The 5,715-nt window shown below is 61.7% G+C and carries 6 protein-coding genes; 4 read left to right on the forward strand and 2 right to left on the reverse strand.

Annotation, left to right across the window (positions count from 1 at the left end):
- Positions 1 to 208: hypothetical protein (locus RMO18_RS19295; RefSeq protein WP_309668137.1), on the forward strand; the 208-nt coding region annotated here is incomplete at its 5' end.
- On the opposite strand, the gene RMO18_RS19300 is transcribed toward RMO18_RS19295, so the two are convergent.
- Positions 209 to 553: a hypothetical protein gene (locus RMO18_RS19300; protein ID WP_309668138.1), complete on the reverse strand. Its 345-nt coding sequence runs from the start codon at positions 551 to 553 to the stop codon at positions 209 to 211.
- Positions 554 to 782: 229 nt separating this feature from the next.
- On the opposite strand from RMO18_RS19300, the gene RMO18_RS19305 reads away from it, so the two are divergent.
- Positions 783 to 1,517 carry a helix-turn-helix domain-containing protein gene (locus RMO18_RS19305; protein WP_309668139.1) on the forward strand — a complete coding sequence of 245 codons (735 nt, stop codon included), beginning with the start codon at positions 783 to 785 and terminating at the stop codon, positions 1,515 to 1,517.
- 113 nt (positions 1,518 to 1,630) lie between these two features.
- On the opposite strand, the gene RMO18_RS19310 is transcribed toward RMO18_RS19305, so the two are convergent.
- Positions 1,631 to 3,841 carry a transglycosylase domain-containing protein gene (locus RMO18_RS19310; RefSeq protein ID WP_309668140.1) on the reverse strand — a complete coding sequence of 737 codons (2,211 nt, stop codon included), beginning with the start codon at positions 3,839 to 3,841 and terminating at the stop codon, positions 1,631 to 1,633.
- A gap of 280 nt (positions 3,842 to 4,121) precedes the next feature.
- On the opposite strand from RMO18_RS19310, the gene RMO18_RS19315 reads away from it, so the two are divergent.
- A complete protein-coding gene (locus tag RMO18_RS19315; protein WP_309668141.1) occupies positions 4,122 to 4,460 on the forward strand; it encodes a P-II family nitrogen regulator in 339 nt (112 codons plus the stop codon).
- A 35-nt stretch (positions 4,461 to 4,495) separates the two neighbouring features.
- Positions 4,496 to 5,715: ammonium transporter (locus tag RMO18_RS19320; RefSeq protein ID WP_309668142.1), on the forward strand; the 1,220-nt coding region annotated here is incomplete at its 3' end.

Raw genomic sequence — 5,715 nt, forward strand, 5'->3', positions numbered from 1 at the left:
CCTCGCCAATCCAATCCTCAAGCCGCTCCGGGAAAAGGACGGTCTGGCCACGCTCAATACCTTCGATGAAACCTGCCATGCTGAACCCCTGCTGACCTGCAGAAGTCTACCACGGCAGGGAGTTTCCGCACAGCCTCGGCCCATTGCCGACAGTAGAATTGATACCGGAAGCCGTGTGACCAGACCCGTTCTGGCTCCTGCAGACTGACTAGAATCCGGCCAAGCGCCATGCGTAGTGCGGGTCCCTCTCACCTTTCACAAAGCGAAAGGCATCCGTTGCATCGACCATCAGCGAGACTGCATTTGTTGCCAACAACACTGCGAGCCAGCGGCTCATCTCGGGATATACGACGATGGTATCCAGCCTGAAGGCCATCCAGGCAAACATCGGCAACCAGAGAAGGTGGGTGGTTCCCAGCACCCGCGTGAAGCCCAGCCTCATGTAGATAAGAGTCTGTGCGACCACGGCCAAGGCTGTCACCCCAAGCACCATCTGCGCCTCGACATGCCCAAGGAAGAAAAGGCAGCCGAGATTAACCCCGACCAGCCACACGCACCATATCCGCGGCAGCGGTCTGAACCTCAGAAAAACAATCCCAAACACTTCAAGGACACTTCTTAAAAACCTGAGCATAATTCTTTCCTATACCTTGGACCCGTTTCCGAAGAGGAGTATGGCCGGGCTTCGGCGTTCGAAAAACTGCGGGAAGCGCAGTAAACAGCTACGCATTGCGTAGTTTCGAGGGCCGCATTACGATGCCGCCCGGACGGAGGCGACAGAGATGAAGAGTTATGGCCAGTTCTGCCCGGTTGCCAAAGCCGCCGAGATACTCGGCGATCCGTGGTCGATCCTAATTGTGCGGGAGATGCTTCTAGGGGGCGACAGATTCAGCAGGCTGCAGCGCGGTCTGCCGCGTATTTCGCCCACGGTGCTGACGACGCGCCTGAAAGAGCTGGAGGCAAATGGCGTGATCGCCAAAAGACCCGTCAGTGGCCGGCGCGGACACGAATATCGGCTGACGCCTGCGGGGCGGGAGTTGTCCGCCCTCATCGAGACCTACGCCGTCTGGGGAATGCGATGGGCACGAGACGAGATGGAACAGGACGATCTCGACATCACCTGCCTGATGTTCGACATGCAGCGCGGGATCGACACATCGGCGTTTCCGGACGGTGAGACGGTGCTTCAGTTCACTTTTCCCGACCTCGATCAGTTCGGCCGGTGGTGGCTGGTCTGCTCGGGGCAAGAGATTGACCTGTGCTACGAAGACCCGGGCAAGGACGTGAACTGCTATGTAACCAGCACCTCGAAGTTGCTCATCGAGGCGTGGATGGGTGATATCCCGCTCAACGCGGTTCTCCGGTCCGATCAGTTCCAGATCGTGGGCGACACCCAACTTCGTCGTTCATTCGCGAAGTGGTTCGCCAGATCTTCGGTGGCGAAAACCCCAAGGCCGACAGAGCAAGAGCATCTGGCGAGGGTCGGGGAACGATCAAACCTGAATAGCGGGCACTGAGATACCACAGTCTTCGCCGATCTCGGAACGCCGCCGCCGGGATGACTGGCTGATTATCCATGAGTTAGTCGGCAACGACGCCGCCGAACGGCAGCTTCGTCCGCAAAGCCCCCTCAGTTCCCCCCGGTTCCCAACACCTCACGCAGGATCTGTTCCACCAGATCTTCTTCGCGCATGCCGCCGCTGACATCTGGTGCCGGGTCGACATAGGCTTCGGGCAGGGCGTCGGTGTAGACCGGTTCCTGATAGTTCGGGTCGGCCGCGACATAGGCCGAAGGCGGGATCTCCATCACCAGGGGTGTGGCGGGCAGGTCTTCGCTGATCCGCACCATCACCTCATGCCAGATTTCTGCGGGCAGCCCGCCGCCGGTGACACCGATAAGCGGCTGGTTATCATCATTGCCCATCCAGACGCCGACCACGTAATCGGCGGTGAAACCCACAAACCAGGCATCGCGCGCGCCTTGGGTGGTTCCGGTTTTGCCCGCAGCATCGCGCCCGTCCAGTTTTGCGCGCTTGCCGGTGCCGGAGTTCAGCACTTCGGACATCATGTAGGTCAGCGCATGGGCCGCCGTTTCGGAGATCACCCGCTCACCAATGCCGCCGCCTGCGCCGAACAGGGGGTCTTCCTCGCCCTGCAAACGCAGTTCGTTCAGCCCGTAGGGCGTGACGGCGGACCCGCCGTTCAGGATGCCGGCATAGGCGCCCGTCATCTCGATCAGCGTGGATTCCGATGCGCCAAGCGCCAGTGCCGGGCCGTCGGCCATGTTCGATGCGATGCCGAATTCGGTGGCGACCTTGCGCACAAGATCGCGCCCCACCGCTTCGGACACGCGGACTGCGGGGATGTTGCGGCTTTCGGCAAGGGCCTGGGTCAGGGTGATGGTGCCCTTGTATTCCTTGTCATAATTCTGCGGCGTCCACGGGCCTGAGCCGGGGATGTTGATCGTCAGCGGCAGGTCTTCGACATAGTCGGTCGGGCTCCACCCCAGGTCCATCGCCACGGCATAGACAAAGGGTTTGAAGGCGGAACCGGTCTGGCGCAGGGCTTGGGTGGCGCGGTTGAAATCGCCCGCGTTGGGCAGGTTGCGCCCGCCCACCATGGCGCGCACCGCGCCATCCGCGCTCATCACCACGATGGCGGCCTGGGCCTTTGACCCCGCCTTGACCTTGGTTTCGAACACGTAGGCCAGCGCATCTTCGGCGCGCTTTTGCAGGTCTTGATCCAGCGTCGTCTCGATGATCACGTCTTCGGTGGTGTCGCCGGCAAGGAAGTCCGGCGCGGTGTCCATCACCCAATCGGCGAAGAAACCGCCGGATTTCTGTTCGGCAGCCTTGGTCAGGGTGGCGGGGTTGGCGCGGGCCTCGTCGGCCTCGGCCTTGGTGATATAGCCCTGCGCCTGCATCAGGCCGATGACCACGCCGGCCCGGTTGCGGGCGCGTTCCAGGCTGGCGGTGGGGGCATAGGTGGAGGGTGCCTTCAGCAGGCCGGCCAGCATTGCGGCCTCGGCGGTGGTGACCTTGTTGGCGGATTTGCCGAAATAGCGCTGGGCGGCGGCTTCGAAGCCACGGGCCCCGGCGCCAAGGTAGGCGCGGTTGAAGTAGATCGTCAGGATCTCTTCTTTGGTATAGCGCGCCTCCATCGCCATGGCGAAGGGCACTTCCTTCAGCTTGCGCCAGATGCCGCCCTGCCGGCAGTCTTTTTCATAGTCGGATTCCGACTTCCACTTTGTGCCATCGTACTGGACGCCAAGGCACAGCAGTTTTGCAACCTGCTGGGTGATGGTGGACCCGCCGTTGCCTTCAAGCGGGCCACGGCCTTCGGCCAGGTTGATGCGGATGGCCGAGGCGATGCCACGCGGGCTGATCCCGAGATGCCAGTAAAAGCGCTTGTCCTCGGTGGCAACGACCGCGTCATGCAGGTCTTTCGAGACGGTATCGGCGGTGATGTTGCCGCCAAACGTCTCACCCCGCCAGGCAAAGACCTTGCCATCGCGGTCAAGCAGGGTGACGGAGCCGCGCGACCGGGCATCCAGCAGTTCGGTCACCGGGGGAAGCTGGGCGTAGAAGTAGAAGACGATGCCCGCAAGGATCAGCGCGCCAACGGCTGTCAGCCGCCAGACCAGCGCCCAGATCATCCGCCACAGGCCAAGCAGCGCGCCAACGATCACCCCGTGCTGACGGCGCGGGGCGCGGCGGCGCGCGGGGCTGGCCTTGCGTGTTGGCGGTGCTGGTTTGCGGGGGCCGCCTGATGCCGAAGCCTTGGGCGCAACATAGCGCTTGTCCGCAACCAGGGGCCTGCGCCCGCCACCCTTAACTGCCATGCCTGCCCGCCTTGTTAGCGTGATTTGATTGCCCGGCAGAATAGCCTGCTTTCGTGGGAAAGCGAAGGTTGGCCATGCCCGATTCGCGTTCTGCTTGTGATTAAATTTCCGGCATCTATGAGAGAAAGTGGAAAAACTGTGCAGTTTGCAGAGTGAAACGTCATTTCTACATAGCCGATTTATTGTGCTGCGCCTGCAAAAGCCGCCTGATCGGTTTGGAAGATCCTGCCTCCGGACAAGCTGATCGACGACGTGGGGGCCACGGCAGAAGGGGAAAGACGTGAAACTCATAATTGCAGCGATCAAGCCGTTCAAGCTTGAGGAGGTCCGTGAAGCGCTTACGGCCATTGGCGTGCGCGGCATGATGGTGACCGAGATCAAGGGATTTGGCAGCCAGTCTGGCCATACCGAGATCTACCGGGGTGCCGAATACGCGGTGAATTTCGTGCCAAAGGTGCGGCTTGAGATCGTGGTCAGCGACGGCCTTGCAGATCAGGTGGTGTCAACCATCCAGAAGACGGCCAAGACCGACAAGATCGGCGACGGAAAGATTTTCGTCCTCGACGTGCAACATGCCGTGCGGGTGCGCACCGGCGAAACCGATGACGATGCGCTGTGATGCGTGTGGGGCAAGGGGAAATCACTGACATGACGATGAACGCAAAATTTGCCGGGAACGTAAAAGTTGCTGGATTGGCGGCGCTGGGCGCGTCGCTTGTGGCCGGCCTGCCCGCATGGGCGCAAGATGCCGCCGGGCCGATCCAGAACCCGACGGTCGAACAGATGGCGACGATGGTCGACAAGGGCGACACGACATGGATGCTGGTGTCCTCGGCGCTGGTGCTGATGATGGCGATCCCGGCACTGGCGCTGTTTTACGGCGGTCTGGTGCGCACCAAGAACATGCTCAGCCTGCTGATGCAGGTGTTCATGATCGTGTCGATCTGCGCCATCATGTGGGTGGCGGTCGGCTATAGCCTGGCCTTCACGGCGGGGTCTCCCTACATCGGCGGTCTGTCGAAGGCGATGCTGGCAGGGGTCGGCACTGGCACTTATGGCGCGACCTTCTCGAACAACGTCTATATCCCGGAATATGCGTTCGTCATCTTTCAGATGACCTTCGCCTGCATCACCCCGGCCCTGATCATCGGCGCGTTTGCCGAGCGGATCAAATTCTGGCCGCTGATGCTGTTCGTGATCGGCTGGTCGCTGCTGTCCTACTATCCGATCGCGCACATGGTTTGGTTCTGGGCTGGCCCGGACTTCCTGGTCGATTTCCCGACCGACATGGGCCTGCTGTGGGGCATGGGCGCGCTGGACTTTGCCGGTGGTACGGTCGTGCACATCAACGCCGGGATCGCCGGTCTGGTGGGTTGCCTTGTGATCGGCCCACGGGTTGGTTTCAACAAAGAGCCGATGCCGCCGCACAGCCTGACGATGACGATGATCGGGGCTTCGTTGCTGTGGGTTGGCTGGTTCGGGTTCAACGCCGGGTCCAACCTTGAATCGAACGGGATCACCGCGCTGGCGTTCCTGAACACCTTTATCGCAACGGCTGCGGCGACGGTGTCCTGGTGCCTCGTGGAACAGCTGCGTCACGGCCGCCCCTCGCTGCTGGGCGCGGTAACGGGTGCGGTTGCCGGTCTGGTTGCGATCACCCCTGCGTGCGGCTTTGCCTCGCCGGGTGGGGCGCTGGTGCTGGGCCTGATCGTCTCGCCGATCTGCTATATCTTCGTGTCGACGGTGAAGAAGATGTTCAAGTACGATGACAGCCTCGATGTCTTCGGGGTGCACTGCATCGGCGGGATCGTTGGGGCCATCGGCACTGGCATCGTGGCGGACCCCAGCTTGGGTGGTCAGGGCTGGGTCGACTA

It is taken from the genome of Tabrizicola sp., from assembly GCF_031377265.1.
In the GTDB taxonomy this organism is placed as follows: domain Bacteria; phylum Pseudomonadota; class Alphaproteobacteria; order Rhodobacterales; family Rhodobacteraceae; genus JAUYQR01.